The 19111-nt window shown below is 71.4% G+C and carries 13 protein-coding genes; 3 read left to right on the top strand and 10 right to left on the bottom strand.

Translation table 11 applies throughout. The features are described 5' to 3' along the window. Positions 1 to 149 precede the first annotated feature (149 nt). Entirely contained in the window at positions 150 to 2024 is a 1875-nt protein-coding gene (lepA, locus tag ACFWJW_RS14965; protein WP_387240056.1) for a translation elongation factor 4, read from the bottom strand. Positions 2025 to 2417: 393 nt separating this feature from the next. Here lepA and rpsT point away from each other — a divergent pair, with 393 nt between their 5' ends. Together rpsT and ACFWJW_RS14955 are read left to right on the top strand one after the other, a co-directional pair. Continuing rightward, positions 2418 to 2684, top strand: a complete 267-nt coding sequence (gene rpsT, locus ACFWJW_RS14960) for a 30S ribosomal protein S20 (protein ID WP_030249540.1) — start codon at positions 2418 to 2420, stop codon at positions 2682 to 2684. A 522-nt stretch (positions 2685 to 3206) separates the two neighbouring features. Then, positions 3207 to 4088 (top strand): hypothetical protein, encoded by an 882-nt coding sequence (locus ACFWJW_RS14955; RefSeq protein WP_387240053.1) that lies wholly within the window; start codon positions 3207 to 3209, stop codon positions 4086 to 4088. 291 nt (positions 4089 to 4379) lie between these two features. On the opposite strand, the gene holA is transcribed toward ACFWJW_RS14955, so the two are convergent. Continuing rightward, positions 4380 to 5363, bottom strand: coding sequence for a DNA polymerase III subunit delta (gene holA / locus ACFWJW_RS14950; protein ID WP_387240050.1), 984 nt, complete (start codon positions 5361 to 5363; stop codon positions 4380 to 4382). Between the two features lie 96 nt (positions 5364 to 5459). Between holA and ACFWJW_RS14945 the strand changes: the two genes are divergently transcribed. Continuing rightward, positions 5460 to 5735, top strand: coding sequence for a hypothetical protein (locus ACFWJW_RS14945; RefSeq protein WP_244329644.1), 276 nt, complete (start codon positions 5460 to 5462; stop codon positions 5733 to 5735). 94 nt (positions 5736 to 5829) lie between these two features. Here ACFWJW_RS14945 and ACFWJW_RS14940 read toward each other — a convergent pair whose 3' ends face one another. The 8 genes from ACFWJW_RS14940 to ACFWJW_RS14905 all read right to left on the bottom strand — a co-directional run bounded on the left by ACFWJW_RS14940 (position 5830) and on the right by ACFWJW_RS14905 (position 18941). Then, positions 5830 to 6642, bottom strand: coding sequence for an arylamine N-acetyltransferase (locus tag ACFWJW_RS14940; RefSeq protein ID WP_387240047.1), 813 nt, complete (start codon positions 6640 to 6642; stop codon positions 5830 to 5832). Beyond that, positions 6642 to 7127, bottom strand: a complete 486-nt coding sequence (locus tag ACFWJW_RS14935) for an RrF2 family transcriptional regulator (protein ID WP_387240044.1) — start codon at positions 7125 to 7127, stop codon at positions 6642 to 6644. Before ACFWJW_RS14935 ends, ACFWJW_RS14940 begins: the two co-directional genes overlap by 1 nt. A 97-nt stretch (positions 7128 to 7224) precedes the next feature. Continuing rightward, positions 7225 to 10287 carry a ComEC/Rec2 family competence protein gene (locus ACFWJW_RS14930; protein WP_387240041.1) on the bottom strand — a complete coding sequence of 1021 codons (3063 nt, stop codon included), beginning with the start codon at positions 10285 to 10287 and terminating at the stop codon, positions 7225 to 7227. Beyond that, complete coding sequence (locus tag ACFWJW_RS14925) at positions 10284 to 11000, bottom strand: helix-hairpin-helix domain-containing protein (RefSeq protein ID WP_387240038.1); 717 nt, start codon at positions 10998 to 11000, stop codon at positions 10284 to 10286. The genes ACFWJW_RS14930 and ACFWJW_RS14925 overlap by 4 nt, the downstream gene beginning before the upstream one ends. Before the next feature lie 532 nt (positions 11001 to 11532). After that, entirely contained in the window at positions 11533 to 12378 is an 846-nt protein-coding gene (locus ACFWJW_RS14920) for a DegV family protein (protein WP_387240035.1), read from the bottom strand. A gap of 309 nt (positions 12379 to 12687) precedes the next feature. After that, positions 12688 to 13494, bottom strand: coding sequence for a hypothetical protein (locus ACFWJW_RS14915; RefSeq protein ID WP_387240032.1), 807 nt, complete (start codon positions 13492 to 13494; stop codon positions 12688 to 12690). A gap of 252 nt (positions 13495 to 13746) precedes the next feature. Further along, positions 13747 to 16668 carry a leucine--tRNA ligase gene (locus ACFWJW_RS14910; RefSeq protein WP_387240029.1) on the bottom strand — a complete coding sequence of 974 codons (2922 nt, stop codon included), beginning with the start codon at positions 16666 to 16668 and terminating at the stop codon, positions 13747 to 13749. A 314-nt stretch (positions 16669 to 16982) separates the two neighbouring features. Next, the gene (locus tag ACFWJW_RS14905) at positions 16983 to 18941 is read right to left on the bottom strand and encodes a protease pro-enzyme activation domain-containing protein (RefSeq protein WP_387240026.1); all 1959 of its coding nucleotides are present in this window, start codon (positions 18939 to 18941) and stop codon (positions 16983 to 16985) included. Positions 18942 to 19111: the final 170 nt, after the last annotated feature.

The raw sequence follows: 19111 nt of genomic DNA, 5'->3' as shown, positions 1-19111 counted from the left end.
CCACCGGGCCCCCCCCCGTCCCCCCCCCGCGCTCCACCCCCGGGCCCCACCCCCCGCGGGGGCGCCCCCCAACGCCGCCCGGCCCCCCCCCCCCACGGGCCCCGCCCCCCCCCCACCGCCGCTTCGCGGCCGCCGTCACCGGCTGCGCGCTACTTCTTCGCCTTCGCGTCACCGTCGGAGTCCGAGGACAGCACCGCGATGAAGGCTTCCTGCGGGACCTCCACGCTGCCGACCATCTTCATCCGCTTCTTGCCTTCCTTCTGCTTCTCCAGCAGCTTCCGCTTACGGGAGATGTCACCGCCGTAGCACTTGGCGAGGACGTCCTTGCGGATGGCGCGGACCGTCTCACGGGCGATGACCCGGCTGCCGATGGCGGCCTGGATCGGCACCTCGAAGCTCTGCCGCGGGATCAGCTCCCGCAGCTTGGCGACCAGCCGCACGCCGTACGCGTACGCCTTGTCCTTGTGGCAGATCGCGGAGAAGGCGTCGACCTTGTCGCCGTGCAGCAGGATGTCGACCTTGACCAGGTCGGCGACCTGCTCGCCGGTGGGCTCGTAGTCCAGCGAGGCATAGCCCCGGGTCTTGGACTTGAGCTGGTCGAAGAAGTCGAAGACGACCTCGGCGAGCGGGAGCGTGTAGCGGATCTCGACGCGGTCCTCGGAGAGGTAGTCCATGCCGAGGAGGTTGCCGCGGCGGTTCTGGCACAGCTCCATGATCGCGCCGATGAACTCGCTGGGCGCCAGGATCGTGGCCCGGACGACCGGCTCGTGCACCTTGTCGATCTTGCCGGTCGGGAACTCGCTCGGGTTGGTGACCTCGTGCTCGGCGCCGTCCTCCATGTCCACGCGGTAGACCACGTTCGGCGCGGTGGCGATCAGATCGAGGCCGAACTCGCGCTCCAGCCGCTCCCGGATGACCTCCAGGTGCAGCAGGCCCAGGAAGCCGACACGGAAGCCGAAGCCCAGGGCCGCGGAGGTCTCCGGTTCGTAGACCAGCGCGGCGTCGTTGAGCTGGAGCTTGTCGAGTGCGTCACGCAGCTCGGGGTAGTCGGAGCCGTCCAGCGGATACAGCCCCGAGAACACCATCGGCTTGGGATCCTTGTAGCCGCCCAGCGGCTCCTCGGCGCCCTTGTTGAGCTGGGTGATCGTGTCACCCACCTTGGACTGCCGGACATCCTTCACACCGGTGATCAGATAGCCGACCTCACCGACGGACAGCCCGTCGGCGGCCTTCATCTCCGGCGAGTTCGTACCGATCTCCAGCAGCTCGTGCGCCGCGCCGGTCGACATCATCCTGATGCGCTCGCGCTTGCTGAGCGTGCCGTCGACGACCTTCACGTAGGTCACGACACCGCGGTAGGCGTCGTAGACCGAGTCGAAGATCATCGCGCGGGCGGGGGCGTCCTTGACGCCGACCGGGGGCGGCACCTCGCGGACGACCTTGTCCAGCAGCTCGGCCACGCCGACGCCGGTCTTGGCGGAGACCCGCAGCACGTCCTCCGGCTCGCAGCCGACCAGATTGGCCAGCTCGGCGGCGAACTTCTCGGGCTGCGCGGCCGGCAGGTCGATCTTGTTGAGGACGGGGATGATCGTGAGCTCGTGCTCCATCGCCAGGTACAGGTTGGCGAGGGTCTGGGCCTCGATGCCCTGGGCGGCGTCGACGAGAAGGATGCAGCCCTCGCACGCGGCGAGCGACCGGGAGACCTCGTAGGTGAAGTCGACGTGGCCCGGGGTGTCGATCATGTTGAGGATGTGGGTCGTGCCACGTCCTTCTTCACCCTCGGAGGGGTCCCAGGGCAGCCGGACCGCCTGGGACTTGATCGTGATGCCACGCTCGCGCTCGATGTCCATGCGGTCGAGGTACTGCGCGCGCATCTGCCGCTGGTCGACGACACCGGTGATCTGAAGCATCCGGTCGGCGAGCGTCGACTTGCCGTGATCGATGTGCGCGATGATGCAGAAGTTACGGAGGAGGGCCGGATCGGTACGGCTCGGCTCCGGCACGTTCGTAGGGGTCGCGGGCACGCAGGGTCCATTCAGTGAACGCGGGTAGGCGGGACTCGGGTATATGACGTCTCCCCCCATCGTCCCATGAGCGAGGGGCTCGGTCCGGTTTGGGCGGGGCGGGGGCCTCGCGGCCGGGGGCGGGGGGCTTCGCGGGTGAGGTCGGGTGCGGGCTGGCTGTGGCCGGGTGGGGGCTTCGCGGCCGGGGGCGAGCGGTGGTCGGGTGGGGGCTCGGACGGCGGTCGTACGAGGGGCGGGCGAGGGTTCCGGCCGTGGTGCGGCGGCGGTCGGGCGGTGGATGCGGTCCGGTTTGGGCGGCCGTAGAGCCTGCTGGTAGCCTGGTCCACTGCGCTTCGTGCCCTCTCTCGTACGAGGCGCAACTCGAAACTCCAACGAACCTGAAAAGGCTCTTTCGTGGCGAACATCAAGTCCCAGATGAAGCGGATCAAGACGAACGAGAAGGCTCGTCAGCGCAACAAGGCTGTCAAGTCCACTCTGAAGACCGCGATCCGTCGCACCCGCGAGGCCGTGGAGGCCGGTGACCTTCAGAAGGCCACCACCGCCCAGGCCGAGGCTGCCAAGAAGCTCGACAAGGCCGTCAGCAAGGGTGTCATCCACAAGAACGCCGCCGCCAACAAGAAGTCGGCGCTGGCGAAGAAGGTCGCGTCCCTCAAGGGCTGACCTTCCTCCGGAAGAAGGTCTTCGGCCGGTTCAGGCCGGATCTTCAACCCACCGCAATACCCGAGCAGTAACCCTGCCGACAGGGACCCAGCGGCCCCTCTCTCCGCTCCCTGAACGGTGCACCACCGCGCCGCACACGGCCTGCGTTCGCCACGCGGGTGCGGCGCACCACAGCTTGACACGAAGGCCCCGCCTCCCCCTTCCCCAGGGATGAGGCGGGGCCTTTTGTCGTGGGGGGCGGGAGCGTACGGCCGTGTAGTGGCAAAACTTGCTGTGGGATTTGTTTGGGATTTGTTGTGGATGTGGTGGGTGCTGGGGTTTTCGCAGGGACATCCACTGCCGGGATTTTGCTTAACGAGCGGTGATTGTTACGGGGAATATGTCCAGGGGCCCTTGTTACGAGGCTTTGAGATTTCTTGTGCGAAGGCCGCTTCCGTCCGGGAGATCGGCTTACCCGCCGTCGAGGGAATTCGCGGCGCCGCGCCCGGGTTCGCTTTCGGCGGGGTCCGCTACGCTGCGCCCATGTCCATATCGGGGGATCAGAACAATCCTTACGGCCGGCCGCAGGCCCATCCCTACGGCCAGGCTCCCGCACCGCAGAATCCGGTGCCCGCGCAGCAGAATCCCTACGCCCAGCAGCCCCCACCGCAGGGGCCGGCCGGCGGATACGGCTATCCGGCAGCCGGCGCACCCCTGGGGGCGCCCGGTGCTCCGGACGGCACGGGCCGCGGCACGTCCGGCTGGCTCTGGGCGATCGGCGGGGCCGTCGCGGCCTCCGCGATCTGGGGCTCGCTCTTGTTCGCGACCGGCGGTTTCTCCTCCGAGTCCAGCCCCGACCTCGCGGGCTACGGCTACACCAATGATCTCTGTGCGGACACCTCGATGACCCCGTTCGAGAACGCCGACCTCAAGGCGAAGGCAAGCACCGGCACGGCCTCGAAAGACGCCAACCCGCAGCACAGCGGCGCGCGACAGGCCGCGCTGGACATCATGTGGTGCAACACCTCGCTGGAAAAGAAGAACGCCGGCAGCTCCGACTACTCCTCGATCTGGCTCTCCAACACGGCCACCCTGCACAAGAAGGCCGACCCCACGCCCGAATTCGCCGACAGCTACCGCTCGTACGAGAAGCAGGACGCCTCCACCGGCTACCGGGTCGAGGCCGTACCGGGCCTCGGCGACGAGGCTTTTCTGGTAACCCGGAAGGACGACGGCAGCACGAGCTCCAGCTCGTATGTGATCCTCGGCGTCCGGGACGGCTGGATGACGTATCAGTCGACATGGTCGAACTACGCGTCCAGCAGCAGCTCCACCAAGCAGCCGACCGCCGACGAAGTCGCCACGATGCTGAAGACCAGCGCCACGGAAACCCTCGAACGCCTCCAGAACTCACGGTCTCGGTGAGGGGCGGGGGGTTGGTGAAGGTCGCGGGCCCGGTGGGGAGCTCCTGGGCTCGGTAGACAGCTCACCGTCCCGTAAGGGGCTTCAGGGCTCGGCTTGGTGCGCGCGGCCCGGTAGAGCGCACGCGCACGCGGGCTCGGGCTCGGTGAGAGCACCCGGCCTCCGCCGGATCTCTGCCCCGGGCGCCCCGACTGCCGCTTCGCCTCTCCTCCGGGCGCCCCGGCTACGGCTTGCCCCTGCCCCGAGCGCCCAGCGCCGTCGCATCGTCACCCCCGACACCCGGCGGCCGCCGTCTCACCGCGAGCGGGCCGCCCGGGCGATCGTCACGACGGCCTTCTCCAGGGCGTATTCGGGATCGTCGCCGCCGCCCTTCACTCCCGCGTCGGCCGCCGCCACCGCGCGCAGCGCCGTGGCCACACCGTCCGCCGACCAGCCGCGCATCTGCTGCCGGACCCGGTCGATCTTCCAGGGCGGCATACCGAGGTCGCGGGCGAGGTCGCCGGGTCGGGCGCCGCGAGGGGCGGAGGCCAGCTTGCCGATGGCCCGGACGCCCTGGGCCAGCGCGCTGGTGATCATGACGGGGGCGACGCCGGTGGCGATCGCCCAGCGCAGTGCCTCCAGCGCCTCGGCGGCGCGGCCCTCGACGGCGCGGTCCGCGACGGTGAAGCTCGATGCCTCGGCCCGGCCGGTGTAGTAGCGCGCGACGACGGCGTCGTCGATCGTGCCCTCGACGTCGGCGGCCAGCTGCGAACAGGCCGATGCCAGCTCACGCAGATCGCTGCCGATCGCATCCACCAACGACTGGCATGCCTCCGGCGTCGCCGCACGCCCCGTCGCACGGAACTCGCTCCGTACGAAGGCCAGCCGGTCGGCCGGCTTGGTCATCTTGGGGCAGGCCACTTCCCGCGCCCCGGCCTTACGGGCGGCGTCCAGCAGGCCCTTCCCCTTGGCGCCGCCGGCATGCAGCAGCACCAGCGTGATCTCCTCGGCGGGCGAGCCGAGATACGCCTTGACGTCCTTGATGGTGTCCGCGGACAAGTCCTGGGCGGCCCGCACCACGACGACCTTGCGCTCGGCGAAGAGCGAGGGGCTGGTCAGCTCGGCGAGGGTGCCGGGCTGTAGTTGATCGGGGGTGAGGTCGCGCACATCGGTGTCCGCATCGGCCGCCCGGGCGGCCGCCACCACCTGCTGCACCGCGCGGTCCAGCAGCAGGTCTTCCTGGCCCACCGCGATCGTGACGGGGGCAAGCGGGTCATCGTGAGCTGTCTTCCTGGCCATCGCGGTCCAGCATCCCACGTGCCACTGACAACCCGGCCCGGCCGCACTCCGCCCCTGCCGGACCGGGCCGCCCTCCCCCTGTCGGACAATGGCCGGGTGAATGACGCAGCCCCCCACCACCCCGATGTACGACCGGTGCGCCACGTACTGGTGCTGCCCGACCGCGACGCGGCGGAGGAGGTCGCCGAGGCCCTGACCGAACGCTTCGGGGTCACCGAGGAGCCCCAGCTCGTACGGGACGCCCTGGCCGGTGAGGACGACGCCGAGGACGCCCAGTGGCTGGTGGTCGTCGAGGACCCGGACGCCGCTCACGACCCCGCGCGGCTGCACGACCTCGCGGCGGAGTACGAGGGCTGGCGCGAGGCCGAGTAACGTCAGGCCGCGCCCGTCCCGACGGCCGGACGACTCCCGACGGCCCGACGACTCCCGACGGCCGGAAGACGTGCCGACGCCGGGCGACGGGCCGCTACGAGCGGCCGGCCTGGGCTCCGATCCCAGGCGGCGGCACCTCGCCCACCACGGGCTCCCGGTCCAGCACGATCCCGAAGTGCTCCCGGTAGGCGGCGAGGATCTCGTCAGCGGCAACCAGGCGCTCGTCGCGTGCGCCGTCCGCCGCGGTGGTCACGAGCGTACGGCCGGAGAGGGTGATCCGACCGGTCTCCGTCAGCCGTGAGCACACCAGGGACTGGGTGAAGTGCGACGCGGGCGAGGTCCGGTTCCACCAGCAGCCGACCTCGAAGTCCGCGTACACGCGCGGACGTTGCTCGATGCGGTACTGCGGCGAGCCGTCCCTCACCACATCGAGATCGCCCTCCGCCGTCTCCTCGATCCGGAACACCCCGCCGGGATCGGCCTGCCCGGCACGGCTGTCCCAGCGCAGTGGAAAGTGGCTGTGTTTGCCGAAGCCGACGTCCGCAAGCCATGGCCCGTCGGACGTCTGGACGCGCAGCGCAAGGTGGTCATACGGGATCCCGAGCTTCCCCTCGGCGCCGAACACCCGCGCGGCGAACAGCTCGACCTCATACCCCAGCGCACCCAGCAACATGGCGAACGCGCCGTTGAGCTCGTAACAGAAGCCGCCGCGCCGGGCACCGACGATCTTGTCGAGCACCGGCTGCTCCGCGAGCACGATCTCCTCACCGAGGTGGATGGAGAGGTTCTCGAAGGGGACGGTGCGCAGATGGCTGAGGTGCAGTGCCCGCAGCGCGTCGGCATCGGGGGAAGCGGGGCGGTCGGCGCCGATCCGGTCCAGGTAGGCGTCAGTGGCAGCGGTGTCCATCAGGTGTGCGTCCTCTCCGCAGCGAACCAGCGGCGGGTCCGTTCCGCCGCCGAGGCGGGCGTACCGGCCATCACATCGGCAAGGGTCTGTGCGGCCAGCTCACGCCGCCAGGCCAGCTCGGCCTTGCGCATCGCCATGTCGATGCCACAGGGCCGGCCGAACTCCCTGCCGGACGCCGCCGCGCCGGCCCCACGCCGACGGATTTCGGTACACCGGAAGACATCGTCGGCGCCCTCGATCGCCGCAACGACGTCCATGAGGGTGATCCGCTGCGGCGACCGCGCCAACTGGAACCCACCCCGCGCGCCGGGCGTGGAACGCAGAATCCCGGCCCGCACCAGCGCCTGGAGCCGCTTGTTCAGGTAGGCCGCCGGCAACTCGAAGGAGGCCGCCAGCCGAGCGGTGGACACGGGTCCGTCCCCTTCGAGCCAGGCCAGCGTCACACAACAGTGCAGGCCCCACTCGACGCCTTCACTCATCCTCATAATCTGGAGTCTACTGATCCTGGTTCTAAGACCTTCCTCCATTTCTCCGGCGTCGACTGCCGCAAGTTCTCCGGCGCCGACTGTCGCAAGGCTGCCGTCACTGCGATCGCTGCGACCGCTGCGGCTGCTGTGGCCGCTGTGGCCGCTGTGGCGAACCGTCGGGCGGGTCCCGGGGGGGGCGGCGGCGCCGGACCCGTCTCAGAGGGCAGCTTGGGTGACGGCTCGGCGGGCGTCTGTGGTCGCGTATCAGGTGGTGGTGGGCCGCGGGACGGGGGCGGTCCCTGGAGCGGCGCCTGCCTGCCGTACGGACGCCGGCCCGGCGCACGCCCGGGTGCGTACGGCCCCGGACTCTCGGGCCGCTGACCAGCCGGATCTTGACCCGGTGGCCGGTGACCGTGGCGGACAGCCCGGCCGGGGTGCCGAGGATCGCGATGGCTCCGTCGGTGTCCGTACGCAGTACCCGAGCACCCTGGGCACGGAGTGCCGCGATGGTGCGGGGCGCCGGATGGCCGTACGGGTTGTCGGCACCACAGGAGATCAGCGCCAGGCGCGGCGCCAGCCGCTGCATCAACGACGGGTCCTGATAGCCGGAGCCGTGGTGGGCCACCTTCAGGACGTCGACACCACCAAGCTCGGGGTGCGCCGCCAACAGCCCCTGCTGTGCGGGCGGTTCGAGATCGCCGAGCAGCAGGATGGTCAGCCCTCCCGTACGGACGAGCAGAGTCACGCTGGCGTCGTTGGGGCCGTCGAAGACCGTGGGGTCGGAAGGGTCGGAAGGGTCGGTGGGGGCAGTGGGGTCGGTGGGGGCAGTGGGGTCGGTCGGGGCACCAGAGCTACCCCGGCTGACGGGACCACCGGGACCACCCGGAGCGCCAGCGCCAGTGCCAGTGCCAAGGGCAGCGGGGTTATTGGCGGGAACGCCAGGGCCGGGAGGGGCGGTCGAGGCGGGTGGCCAGAGGACCTCCCAGGTCAGCGGGCCCAGGTGGCGGTGCTCCCCCGGTGTGGCACGGACGACCGGCACCCGGGCCGCAGCAGCCGTACCGCGCACGAACTGCGCCTGCCCCGGAGGTTCTTGCAGGGTCGTGGTCTGGATCGCGCCGACCGAGCGCCCGCGGAGCGCGCCCGGGAGCCCGTCCACATGGTCGGCGTGGAAGTGCGTCAGAACGAGCAGGGGGATGCGGCGGACACCCAGGTCGGTCAGGCAGCGGTCGATGGCGTGGGGCTCGGGCCCGGTGTCCACCACCAGCGCCGTACCGTCGCCGGCTGCCAGCACCAGGCCGTCGCCCTGCCCGACGTCACAGACCACGGCTCGCCAACCCGGCGGCGGCCAGCCGGTGAGAACGCGGGTGAACGGTGCGGGGCGGCACACCGCCAAGATCACCGCCAGCACGCAGAGCACACACAACCAGCGGCGGCGCAGCACCCAGCGGCCGACCGGCACCAGGACCACCATGGCGGCCGCCAGCGCCAACCCACCGACCCAGCCGCCCGGCCAGGCGAACTCCGCCCCCGGCAGGGCCGCTCCCGTACGGGCGACACCGGCGATCCACTCGGCGGGCCAGCCCGCGCACCATGCCAGCGCCTGGGCGACCGGCGGCACGATCGGAGCGACGGCGAGGGCCGCGAAGCCCAGAACCGTGGCGGGGCCCACGGCCAGTTCTGCCAGCAGATTGCAGGGCACAGCGACCAGCCCCACCCGGGCCGCCAGCACGGCGACGACGGGTGCGCAGACCGCCTGGGCGGCGGCCGCGGCGGCCAGCACCTCGGCGAGACGGGGCGGCACCCGGCGCCGTTGAAGTGCGGCGCTCCAACGCGGCGCGAGCAGCAGCAGAGCGCCGGTCGCCAGGACGGAAAGCAGAAAGCCGTAACTGCGGGCGAGCCAGGGATCGTAGAGCACCAGCAGCAGGACCGCGGCGGCGAGCGCGGGGAGCAGCGAACGGCGGCGGCCGGTCCCGATCGCCAGCAAAGTGATCAGACCGCAGGCGGCGGCCCGCAGCACGCTCGGGTCCGGGCGGCACACCACGACGAAGGCGAGGGCGAGCGCGCCGCCGATGACCGCCGTACCGCGCAGCGACAACCCCAGACGCGGCGCCAGCCCGCGGCGCTCGGCGCGCGTCGCAAGATACGGCGGGCCGATCAGCAGCGCGAGCACAATCGTCAGATTGCTGCCGGACACGGCGAGCAGATGCGTCAGGTCGGTGGCACGGAACGCGTCATCCAGATCCGGCGGCACCCGCGAGGTGTCCCCCACCACAAGTCCCGGCAACAACGCCCGGGCATCGGGACCCAACCCATCCGTGGCCGCACGCAGCCCAGCACGCAGACTCCCCGCCAACCGCTGGAGCGCGTCCGGCGCACCCACCTTGCCCGGCGGCTCGTCGGCCGTCACCCGCAGCACGGCGGCTACCTGATCGCCGGACAACAACGGCGGCGCAACCCGCGCCACCACCCGGATCCGGGTCGACGGCAACAACTCCCGCCACTCCGACGCGATGCCCCGATGAGCGCCGCCGCTCCCTCCTCCCGGCTGCTGTACGACCACCAGGCTGGGCGTACGGACAGCCGTGACCTCGCCGTTCGGCGCCGTGACACGGACGGCATCGGCCGTGAAGACCAGGACCGGGGGCGTCCGTTGGGAGCCGCGCACCTTGGGGCGGGTCAGCCGTGGATCACCCGTCACCTCCAGTTCCACCGTGGCCCGCGCATACTGCTCCGCGAGGACGGGGAGGGGCCCACGCCGCAGGTCCGAGGCATGCAGCGCGGCGGACGCAGCCCCCGCCGCGGCGCACAGCAACACGGCACCCAGGGCCACCAACGCGCCGACCGACCGGACGCGGGGCGAGCGACGCGAGGGCGACTCCGCTCCACGCCGACCGGTGCCGGTCAGAGGAGCGACACCAGGCTGCTCTTCCACCCCCGATGCACGCTCGGCCCTGCGCCGAACCACAGCCACCCGCAGAACAAAGACCGCCAGCACCACGGCCACACCACAGGCCACCGCCACTCCCCCGCCGGGGACGCCCAGCCCGATCGCCGCGGCCACCCAGGCCGCCAGGGCGGGCGCGACAAGACGCAGATCGGCGGGGCCCTCCTGACGTGGGTCCGAGGCGCCGTGCGGCGATGTCGCCGTGGCGTGCACGGTGGCGCGAGGGCCGGTCATGGCACCACCAGGGGGCGCAGATCGGCGAAGCGGCGGTCACCGATACCGGTCACCTGACGGAGCTGGTCCACCGAGGTGAACCCACCGTGCTGGGTGCGGAATTCGACGATGTGACGGGCCAGGACAGGGCCCACTCCCGGAAGGGAGTCGAGCTGCTGCTCGGTCGCCGTGCTGAGACTGACCGGACCGCCGGGACCAGCCCCGGCACTCGGCGGCCCACTCCCCGACCCGCCGGCCCCCACGTCAGCGGAACCGGCACCACCCCCGGCCCCAGCCCCACCACCGGCCGCACCAGCCGCGCCGACCACGATCTGTTCCCCGTCGGTCAGCAGCCGCGCCCGGTTGAGCCCGCGGATGTTCGTCCCGCGCAGCACACCGCCCGCAGCCCGCAAGGCGTCGGCCACCCGCGACCCCGGCGGCATCCGCTGAATTCCGGGGTGCCGGACCTTGCCCGTGACATCGACGACGACCAGCCGGCGCCCCGCATTGCCCGGCGGGCCGTTCGCCACCGCAGTGGCGGACGATGACGCCGACGGCAGCGACGGTGCTCGCGAGTCGGGGCCGGGCGCCCCTCCGGCCCGCTCGACCGCCGGGGTCCGTACCGGCTCGGGGCGCCCCACCCAGAAGTGCTGCACGGCGAACCCCACGGCCACCAAGAGCACCAGGACCAGTGCGACGAGCGCTCTCGGGTCGGTGCCACACCGTAACTGCACCCATAGCGGGAGCCGTTCGCGCACGGCACACCACGCCCGCTCCCTACGGCGTGCGCGCGGGGAATCATGCCCAGGAGGCGGCGGGACGTCCTCGGTAGCGCTCGCTGCGTCACCAAAGATCGCCGCAACCCGGGCCCGCACCCTCTCGCGCTCCCACTCCCGCCGCTCCGCCCCGCCGGATGGGGCCACTGCCCCGTACGGCGGGGCGGAGCGAGCCGACGCAGACGACGCAGGCGAGGAGAAGGAAGGAGCCGACGCCCCCGAAGAGCCGGAGAGAACGGAAGGGGCAGAAGGAGCCAAAGAGGCTGGAGGGGTCGAAGAATCTGGAGGAGTCACAGAGGCCGAAGCCACCCCCGCCCCCAGCTCCGAACCCCCGGACGAGGCCGGAAGCCCCCATGACGCGGACCGAGACAAGTTCATACCGACCGACGCTAAGCACCCCGCGCAGATCCCGCCGAGCAGCGTCAAATCCGGTGGACAGCACCCCAGTTGTGGATAACTCCGTCACCCACAGGACACCCCGCCGCCCCTCTCACCGCGGCGAAACCACAACCCCCAACAGCCCGGGACCCGTATGCGCGCCGATCACCGCGCCCACCTCGCTCACATGCAGCTCATTGAGCCCGGTCACCCGCTCCCGGAGCCGCTGGGCCAGAGCCTCCGCGCGCTCCGCCGCGGCAAGATGGTGGACCGCGATATCGACCTGGCCCTCGCCCGCCCGCTCCGCGGCGATCTCCTCCAGCCGCGCGATGGCCTTGGACGCCGTACGGACCTTCTCCAGCAGCTCGATCCGCCCGTCGGCCAGTTGCAGGAGCGGTTTGACGGCGAGCGCGGAGCCGAGCAGCGCCTGCGCCGCGCCGATCCGGCCACCGCGGCGCAGATAGTCGAGGGTGTCGACGTAGAAGTAGGCGGAGGTACCCGCTGCGCGCTTCTCCGCGGCGGCGACCGCCTCGTCCGCGTCCCCGCCGGCCTCCGCCGTCTCCGCGGCCGCCAGGGCGCAGAACCCGAGGGCCATCGCGACCATCCCGGTGTCCACGACACGTACGGGCACCGGAGCTTCCTTGGCCGCCTGCACCGCCGCGTCGTAGGTGCCGGAGAATTCCGAGGAGAGGTGGAGTGAGACGATGCCGCTCGCACCGGTCGCCGCGACCTTGCGGTAGGTCTCCGCGAACGTCGCGGGGCTGGGCCGGGAGGTCGTCACGGACCGGCGCTTCTGGAGCGCCTGGGCGAGGGATCTCGCGGAGATTTCGGTGCCCTCTTCCAGGGCCTGGTCCCCCAGGACGACGGTCAGCGGCACGGCCGTGATGTGGTGACGCTCGATAGCCGCCCGCGGCAAGTAGGCCGTGGAATCGGTGACGATCGCGACATGGCGGGACATGACAGGGAGGTTATCCGGGGATCCGGACGCCGCACAGTGCGGGCCCCTCCCCAAGATCCTCCAGGTTTACCCAAGGCTCTGCCAAGAGCCCACCGAAAAGCGCCGCCGGGGCCCTGGGTCCGCGCGACGGCGACCTCCGGCGTCAATGCCCCGGCAACCGCCGCGACCTCGATGTCCACCAGGATTAGAAGCCCGGTGGAGGCCGATAAGGCCCGTTGGAGCCCGGCTCTCCACCTCGTTTTCCCTCTCCCCCCGGGGCCGGCCCCGCCCCCACCCCACCCCCTCGCGCCTCCCCCTGCCGCTATGGCCTCATCTGGTCGTGTCCTCCGTCCGCGGGGTCTTCTGCCACGGGTAGGACGGCTGGGTGCGGGGGTCCCGTGCGGTGATCGCCGGCTGGTCCTCGGGGGTCGGGCCCCAAGAGCGGGCGGCGGCGTCCGACGGGCCGGCGGTGGCGCCGGACCGTGCGGGCCCGTCCGTCGGCTGCCCTTGCCCGGGGCTCGTCGTCTCGCCCGGTCCCGCGCTCTCCGCACGGCCCGGTACGGGGTCCCGCAGCGGATCCGTGACGTCCTCGACCCGGGTCCAGTGCCGCAGCGCCCCGGACTCCACATCGATCTGGTCGCTGAGCGAGGCCAGATCGTCGTCCGCGAACTTGCGGGCGCGGTCGCGCGCGGCCCAGCGCAGCGACTCCGCGGAGTGCGTGATCCGCTCCAGGCGCTCCCGGAGGTCCGGGAGGCGGGTGCCGATGGTGGCCCGGTCGGGCTCGCGCTCCAGCCGCTTGAGTTCGTCGTCCAGCTCATGGCCATGGGCGCTGAGGCGCTCGAAGAGGCCGATCGCCTCGCTGAGGGAGGCATCGTCCGGCGATCCCCCGTAAAGCACCTCCTGGGTGGCGCGCATGGAGGTGCGCAGCGAGAGCCGCAGCTGCGCCAGTTCGCCGACCACGCCGGGCTGGGCGAACTGGCGGGCCCGGAGGGTGGTGTCCTCGACGGTTCTGCGGGCCTGGGCGACCGTGCGGTCCACTCCGCGCTTGGCTGCCTTGACCGCCTTGACCGTCACGAAGACCCCGGCCAGAACGAACAGCACGAAGAGCAGTCCGACGATGGCGGCGGCGGCTTCCATGGGCTCTCCCCAGACGTGTCGGCGGCGCCGGATTCCGGCCCGCGCCCTGTACCTCCACGGTAAACGGATCGGGCAGGTCGCGGGTTCCGGAAGAACCCCCAACCTGCCCGTAGGGGAAACCACCCATGGCGCTCACGGAGCACCGGCAGGGTGGGCCGAAGCGGTCTCGCGACCGGCCCGGTGAGGTGTCAGCGGCGGTCTTGAAGAACCGCTGCCGGGCGCCCGGGGCCGGTCCCGGGCGCCCGCCGGCGGTTACGCCGGAACGATGTTCACCAGCTTCGGCGCCCGGACGATGACCTTCCGGATGCCTGCGCCGTCCAGCGCCGCGACCACGGCCGGCTCGGCCAGGGCCGTCGCCTCCAGGTCGGCGTCGGAGATCGACGGGGCGACCTCCAGCCGCGCCTTGACCTTGCCCTTGATCTGCACGACGCAGGTCACGGTCTCGTCCACGACGTACGCCGGGTCGGCCACCGGGAAGTCCGCGTGCACCACGGACTCCGTGTGGCCCAGCTTGCGCCACAGCTCCTCGGCGATGTGCGGCGCGAGCGGGGCGATCAGCAGCACCAGCTGCTCCGCGACGGTGCGCGGGACGGGGGTGCCCGCCTTGGTCAGGTGGTTGTTCAGCTCGGTCACCTTGGCGATGGCGGTGTTGAAGCGCAGGTTCGCCATGTCCTGGCTGACACCGTCGATCGCCTTGTGCAGGGCGCGCAGGGTGGCCTCGTCCGGCTCGCTGTCAACGACGGTGACCTCGCCGGTCGCCTCGTCGACGACATTGCGCCACAGGCGCTGGAGCAGGCGGTACTGGCCGACGACGGCCCGGGTGTCCCACGGGCGCGACACGTCCAGCGGGCCCATGGCCATTTCGTACAGGCGCAGGGTGTCCGCGCCGTACTCGGCGCAGATCTCGTCGGGCGTGACGGCGTTCTTCAGGGACTTGCCCATCTTGCCCAGGACGCGGCTGACCTTCTCGCCCTGGTAGTAATAGCCGCCGTCCCGCTCCTCGACCTCGGCGGCCGGGACGGCGATGCCGCGGCTGTCCCGGTAGACGAATGCCTGGATCATGCCCTGGTTGTACAGCTTGTGGAACGGCTCGGAGGACGAGACATGGCCCAGGTCGTGCAGCACCTGGGACCAGAAGCGGGCGTACAGCAGGTGCAGTACGGCGTGCTCCGCGCCGCCCACGTACAGGTCGACGCCGCCGGCCGGCTGCCCCTCGCGCGGGCCCATCCAGTACTGCTCGATCTCCGGGTCGACCAGCGCATCGCTGTTGTGGGGGTCCAGGTAGCGCATCTCGTACCAGCACGAACCCGCCCAGTTGGGCATGGTGTTGGTCTCGCGGCGGTAGCGCTTGATGCCGTCGCCCAGGTCCAGGTCGACATGGACCCAGTCCTCGTTACGGGACAGCGGGGTCTCCGGCTGGGTGTCGGCGTCGTCCGGGTCGAAGGTCCGCGGGGAGTAGTCCTCGACCTCGGGCAGTTCCAGCGGCAGCATCGACTCGGGCAGGGCGTGGGCCACGCCGTCCTCGTCGTAGACGATCGGGAACGGCTCGCCCCAGTAGCGCTGCCGGCTGAACAGCCAGTCGCGCAGCCGGAAGTTGACGGTGCCCTCGCCGATGCCCTGGTCGGCCAGCCACTCGGTGATCTTCGCCTTGGCTTCCGTGACGCCCAGGCCGTCCAGCGAGATGTCCGCGCCGGACGAGTTCACGATCTTGGCGTCGTAGGAGGCGAAGGCGTCGTCCCAGGTCGAGGGGTCGGTGCCGCGGTCGTCCGACGGCTCGACGACACAGCGCATCGGCAGCTCGAAGGCGCGGGCGAAGGCGAAGTCGCGGGTGTCGTGGGCGGGGACGGCCATGATCGCGCCGGTGCCGTAGCCCATCAGGACGTAGTCGGCGATGAAGACCGGGACCCGTTCGCCGCTGACCGGGTTGGTCGCGAAGGCGCCGGTGAAGACGCCGGTCTTGTCCTTGGCCTCGGCCTGCCGCTCGACGTCCGACTTGGAGGCGGCCTGCTTGCGGTAGGCGGCTACGGCGTCGCCGGGGGTGGCGTGACCGCCGGTCCACACGTCGTGGGTGCCCTCGGGCCAGGCGTCCGGGACGATCGAGCCCGTGCCGTTGCCGTTGTCGGCGCCGGCGACCAGCGGGTGCTCGGGCGCCAGCACCATGTACGTCGCGCCGAACAGGGTGTCCTGGCGGGTGGTGAAGACGGTGATCTTGTCGTCGCCCACCGGGAAGTCGACCCGGGCGCCCTCGGAGCGGCCGATCCAGTTGCGCTGCTGGAGCTTGATGGCCTCCGGCCAGTCCAGCGCGTCCAGGCCGTTCAGCAGCCGGTCGGCGTAGGCGGTGATGCGCATGTTCCACTGGCGCAGCTTGGCCTTGAAGACCGGGTAGTTACCGCGCTCGGAACGGCCGTCGGCGGTGACCTCCTCGTTGGCCAGCACCGTGCCCAGGCCGGGACACCAGTTGACCGGTGCGTCCGAGGCGTACGCCAGGCGGTACTCGCCCAGGATGTTGGCCCGCTCCAGGGGGCTCAGTCCGCTCCAGGCCCGGCCGTCGGGGGTCGGGCGGTCACCGGCCTCGAACTGGGCGACCAGGGTGTCGATCGGGCGGGCGGCGTCCGCCTCCGGGTCGTACCAGGAGTTGAAGATCTGGAGGAAGATCCACTGGGTCCACTTGTAGTACGCCGGGTCGATCGTCTCGATCGAGCGGCGCCCGTCGTGGCCCAGGCCCAGGCGGCGCAGCTGGCGCCGCATGTTGACGATGTTGGCCTCGGTGGAGACCCGCGGGTGGGTGCCGGTCTGCACGGCGTACTGCTCGGCGGGCAGGCCGAAGGCGTCGAAGCCCAGGGTGTGCAGGACGTTGTGGCCCGTCATGCGCTGGTGGCGGGCGTAGACGTCGGTGGCGATGAAGCCCAGCGGGTGCCCGACGTGCAGGCCGGCGCCCGACGGGTAGGGGAACATGTCCATGATGAACTTCTTGGGGCGGGCCACGGCCCCGGCGTCGCCGGCCAGGTCACCCTTGGGGTTGGGGGCCTCGTAGGTCCCCTCCACCTCCCAGAATTCCTGCCAGCGGGCCTCGATGTCGGCGGCCAGCGCGGCCGTGTAGCGGTGCGGCGCCGTCGTCTCGGTGGGGGCACCTCCCGCACTTTCGGCAGCGGGGGAGTTGGTCGTCTCGCTCATCGTCCTCAAAGCTCCATCGATCGTCTCTGCCAGCGGAAACGCGCCAGATCCCCGGCACGCCGGAAACAAAAAGACCCCTCGCACAGGAGGGGAAGCCGCGCCGATTCCGACGGGGTTCTGTCATCCGTCGGTACTGATCAGCGCGGCCCGCTAAGCAGAAGGCGTACGGCACGCATGGCGTCAGGGTACCGCAGGGCGTACGGGGCCCGCGCTGGGATCGCCCCCATGCGGGCCCCGCCCCCGGTTACCCCGTCCTCCTACCGCCGCGTCACCGGGGCACGGCCGGCGCGGGGAGGCGGTGCCGCGCCCTGGCGTCAGGGGCGGTAGGAGCTCACATAGCCGGCGCCCGGCGTGCCGACGCCGGTGACGTCGTCGTAGCCGACGACCGCGCGCAGGGAGCTGTCCTTGCCCAGGCTGCGCAGCGAGGTCGTGGTGCCCTTGCTCGCGTCGGTGCCGTTGACGTAGTCGACCCGGACGACCGCCAGGTCACGGCCGGCGCCCAGGGGGTGGTCGGTGACGTCGTGGTAGGCGGCGGTGCCGTAGCGCTGGTAGATGCCGGGGTTGGCGAAGCCGATGGCGACGCCGTGCCGGGCCTGCTGGGCGAGCGCCTGGACGCCCGCGATCACCGGGGCGGCCAGTGAGGTGCCGCCGATGCGGTACTCGTCATAGCCGAGCGTGCCGTCCGGCAGGGTCTGGGTCTGGCCGACCAGGAATCCGGTGTTGGGGTCGGCGACCGCGGCGATGTCCGGAACGGTGCGCATCGCGCCGCCGCCGTTCGCCTTCGCGAGCCCGTCCGGTACGACTCCGCGCTGGTAGAAGGGCTGCGCGACGGTCTTGCTGGTGCCGCCGCCGGCGCCGCCGTTGAAGGTGCCGGGGAAGCCGGTCCAGTCGTGGCCGTCCTTGGAGAGCACCGCCTTGCGGGTGCCCCAGCCGGTCTCCCACTGGTACGCGTCGTGCTTGCCGACGGCCAGAGAGGTGCCGCCGACGGCGGTCACCCAGGCGGAGTTCGCCGGGGTGTCGACCTGCTTGGTGCCGGTGTTGTCGACCTCGTCACCGTTGTCGCCGGAGGAGAAGTAGAAGCCGATGCCCTGCACCGCGCCCTGCTGGAAGAGCTGGTCGTAGGCGGCGGCCACGTCCGGGGTCTCGTTCGCCTCGATGTCGCCCCAGGAGTTGGAGACGATGTCGGCGAGGTGCCCGTCGACGATCTTGCCGAGCGAGTCGAGCAGATCGTTGTCCATGCAGGAGGCGCCGCCGACGTAGACGATGTCGGAGTCGGGGGCGACGGCGTGCACGGCCTCGACGTCGAGGGTCTCCTCGCCGTACCAGCCGGCCGCGCCGCACTCCTCGATGTGCGTGTAGTCCTCGGGAAGCACCTGGGAGAGCTGGCCCCGGCGGTAACGGGGGTCACCGTTGCGGGCGGCGTACTTGTCCGCGTCCTTGGCGATGGTCGGCGAGGCGTAGGCGTCGGTGATCGCGACGGTGACGTTCTTGCCGGTCCACTTCTTCGCCCCGTAGGCGGCGCGGAGCTGCTGTCCGGTGTAGCCCTTGATCGCGTACGGCGCCTTGCTCCCGTAGGCGGACGGCAGCTTCTTGTCGGTCCTGGAGCCGTAGTACGAGGAGAACGGGCCGGAGTTACGGAAGACGCCCTCCGGCGGCGGCAGTTCGCCGGAGTGGTGCTTGACGGGCCGCGGCGCGTTGTTCAGGCCGGTGACCGTCAGCACCGCGTCGGCCAGGGCGGCGGGCGCGGAGGCGGTGGCCGACGGGGCGTGGTAAGTATGCCCGCTCTTGCGGTAATTGTGCAGGTCGACGGCGAAAGCACGCTCGGCGGCGGCCGCGTCGCCGGTGACCGTCAGATAGCGGTTGGTGGTGCCGGTGACCGTCAGGCCGGACTTCTTCAGCCAGCCGGTCACCTTGGCTATCTGGTCGTGCGTGGCTCCGTAACGGGCGCGCACCTGGGCGGGGCTCAGATATTTCCCGTACGCGGCGGAGTGCGGGTCGGACACGGCCCTCGCGCGGGCCGCGAGCCCCTTGGCGTCGCGGCCGGCCAGATAGACGCGGGCGGTGACGGCCGCGGAGGCGGCGGTGGCACCCTGGTCGGCCTGCCGGGTGGCCCACAGCGGCTTGGTGCCCGGCAGTGCGTGCCGGCCGCCGTCGTGGCCCGCGGCGTCGGCGGCGGGCGCGCCGAGCGCGAGCGCACCGGCGACCAGCGGCAGCGTCGCTGCCCAGGCCAGACCGGCGCGGGCGCGCGGTGATCTGGTGCGGCTTGATCTCATGGAACCCCCTGTGTGGCGATGTGTGCGCCGCGGGGTGCCGCGCTGCGCCGGTGTGCCGGTGTGCGGCACCGCACGAGCGGTGAAGGCGTGAGAGGTGAGGCTCACGCGATGCGCCACTCTTTCGGTGAACCGTTCATGTCAGGGGCATGCGATCACCAAGATGAGCCCAA

The organism is Streptomyces sp. NPDC127097 (assembly GCF_042724075.1).
Classification (GTDB): Bacteria; Actinomycetota; Actinomycetes; order Streptomycetales; family Streptomycetaceae; genus Streptomyces.
The sequence above is the reverse complement of the archived record's forward strand: the minus strand, read 5'-3'. Positions and strand labels throughout refer to the sequence as shown.

Excerpts from the sequence above, each read along its gene's own strand:
- ACFWJW_RS14905 (WP_387240026.1), bottom strand. The coding sequence starts at position 18,941 with ATGAGATCAAGCCGCACCAGATCACCGCGCGCCCGCGCCGGTCTGGCC.
- ACFWJW_RS14920 (WP_387240035.1), bottom strand. The coding sequence starts at position 12,378 with ATGTCCCGCCATGTCGCGATCGTCACCGATTCCACGGCCTACTTGCCG.
- ACFWJW_RS14935 (WP_387240044.1), bottom strand. The coding sequence starts at position 7,127 with ATGAGGATGAGTGAAGGCGTCGAGTGGGGCCTGCACTGTTGTGTGACG.
- ACFWJW_RS14930 (WP_387240041.1), bottom strand. The coding sequence starts at position 10,287 with ATGACCGGCCCTCGCGCCACCGTGCACGCCACGGCGACATCGCCGCAC.
- ACFWJW_RS14955 (WP_387240053.1), top strand. The coding sequence starts at position 3,207 with ATGTCCATATCGGGGGATCAGAACAATCCTTACGGCCGGCCGCAGGCC.
- ACFWJW_RS14910 (WP_387240029.1), bottom strand. The coding sequence starts at position 16,668 with ATGAGCGAGACGACCAACTCCCCCGCTGCCGAAAGTGCGGGAGGTGCC.
- ACFWJW_RS14940 (WP_387240047.1), bottom strand. The coding sequence starts at position 6,642 with ATGGACACCGCTGCCACTGACGCCTACCTGGACCGGATCGGCGCCGAC.
- ACFWJW_RS14915 (WP_387240032.1), bottom strand. The coding sequence starts at position 13,494 with ATGGAAGCCGCCGCCGCCATCGTCGGACTGCTCTTCGTGCTGTTCGTT.
- holA (WP_387240050.1), bottom strand. The coding sequence starts at position 5,363 with ATGGCCAGGAAGACAGCTCACGATGACCCGCTTGCCCCCGTCACGATC.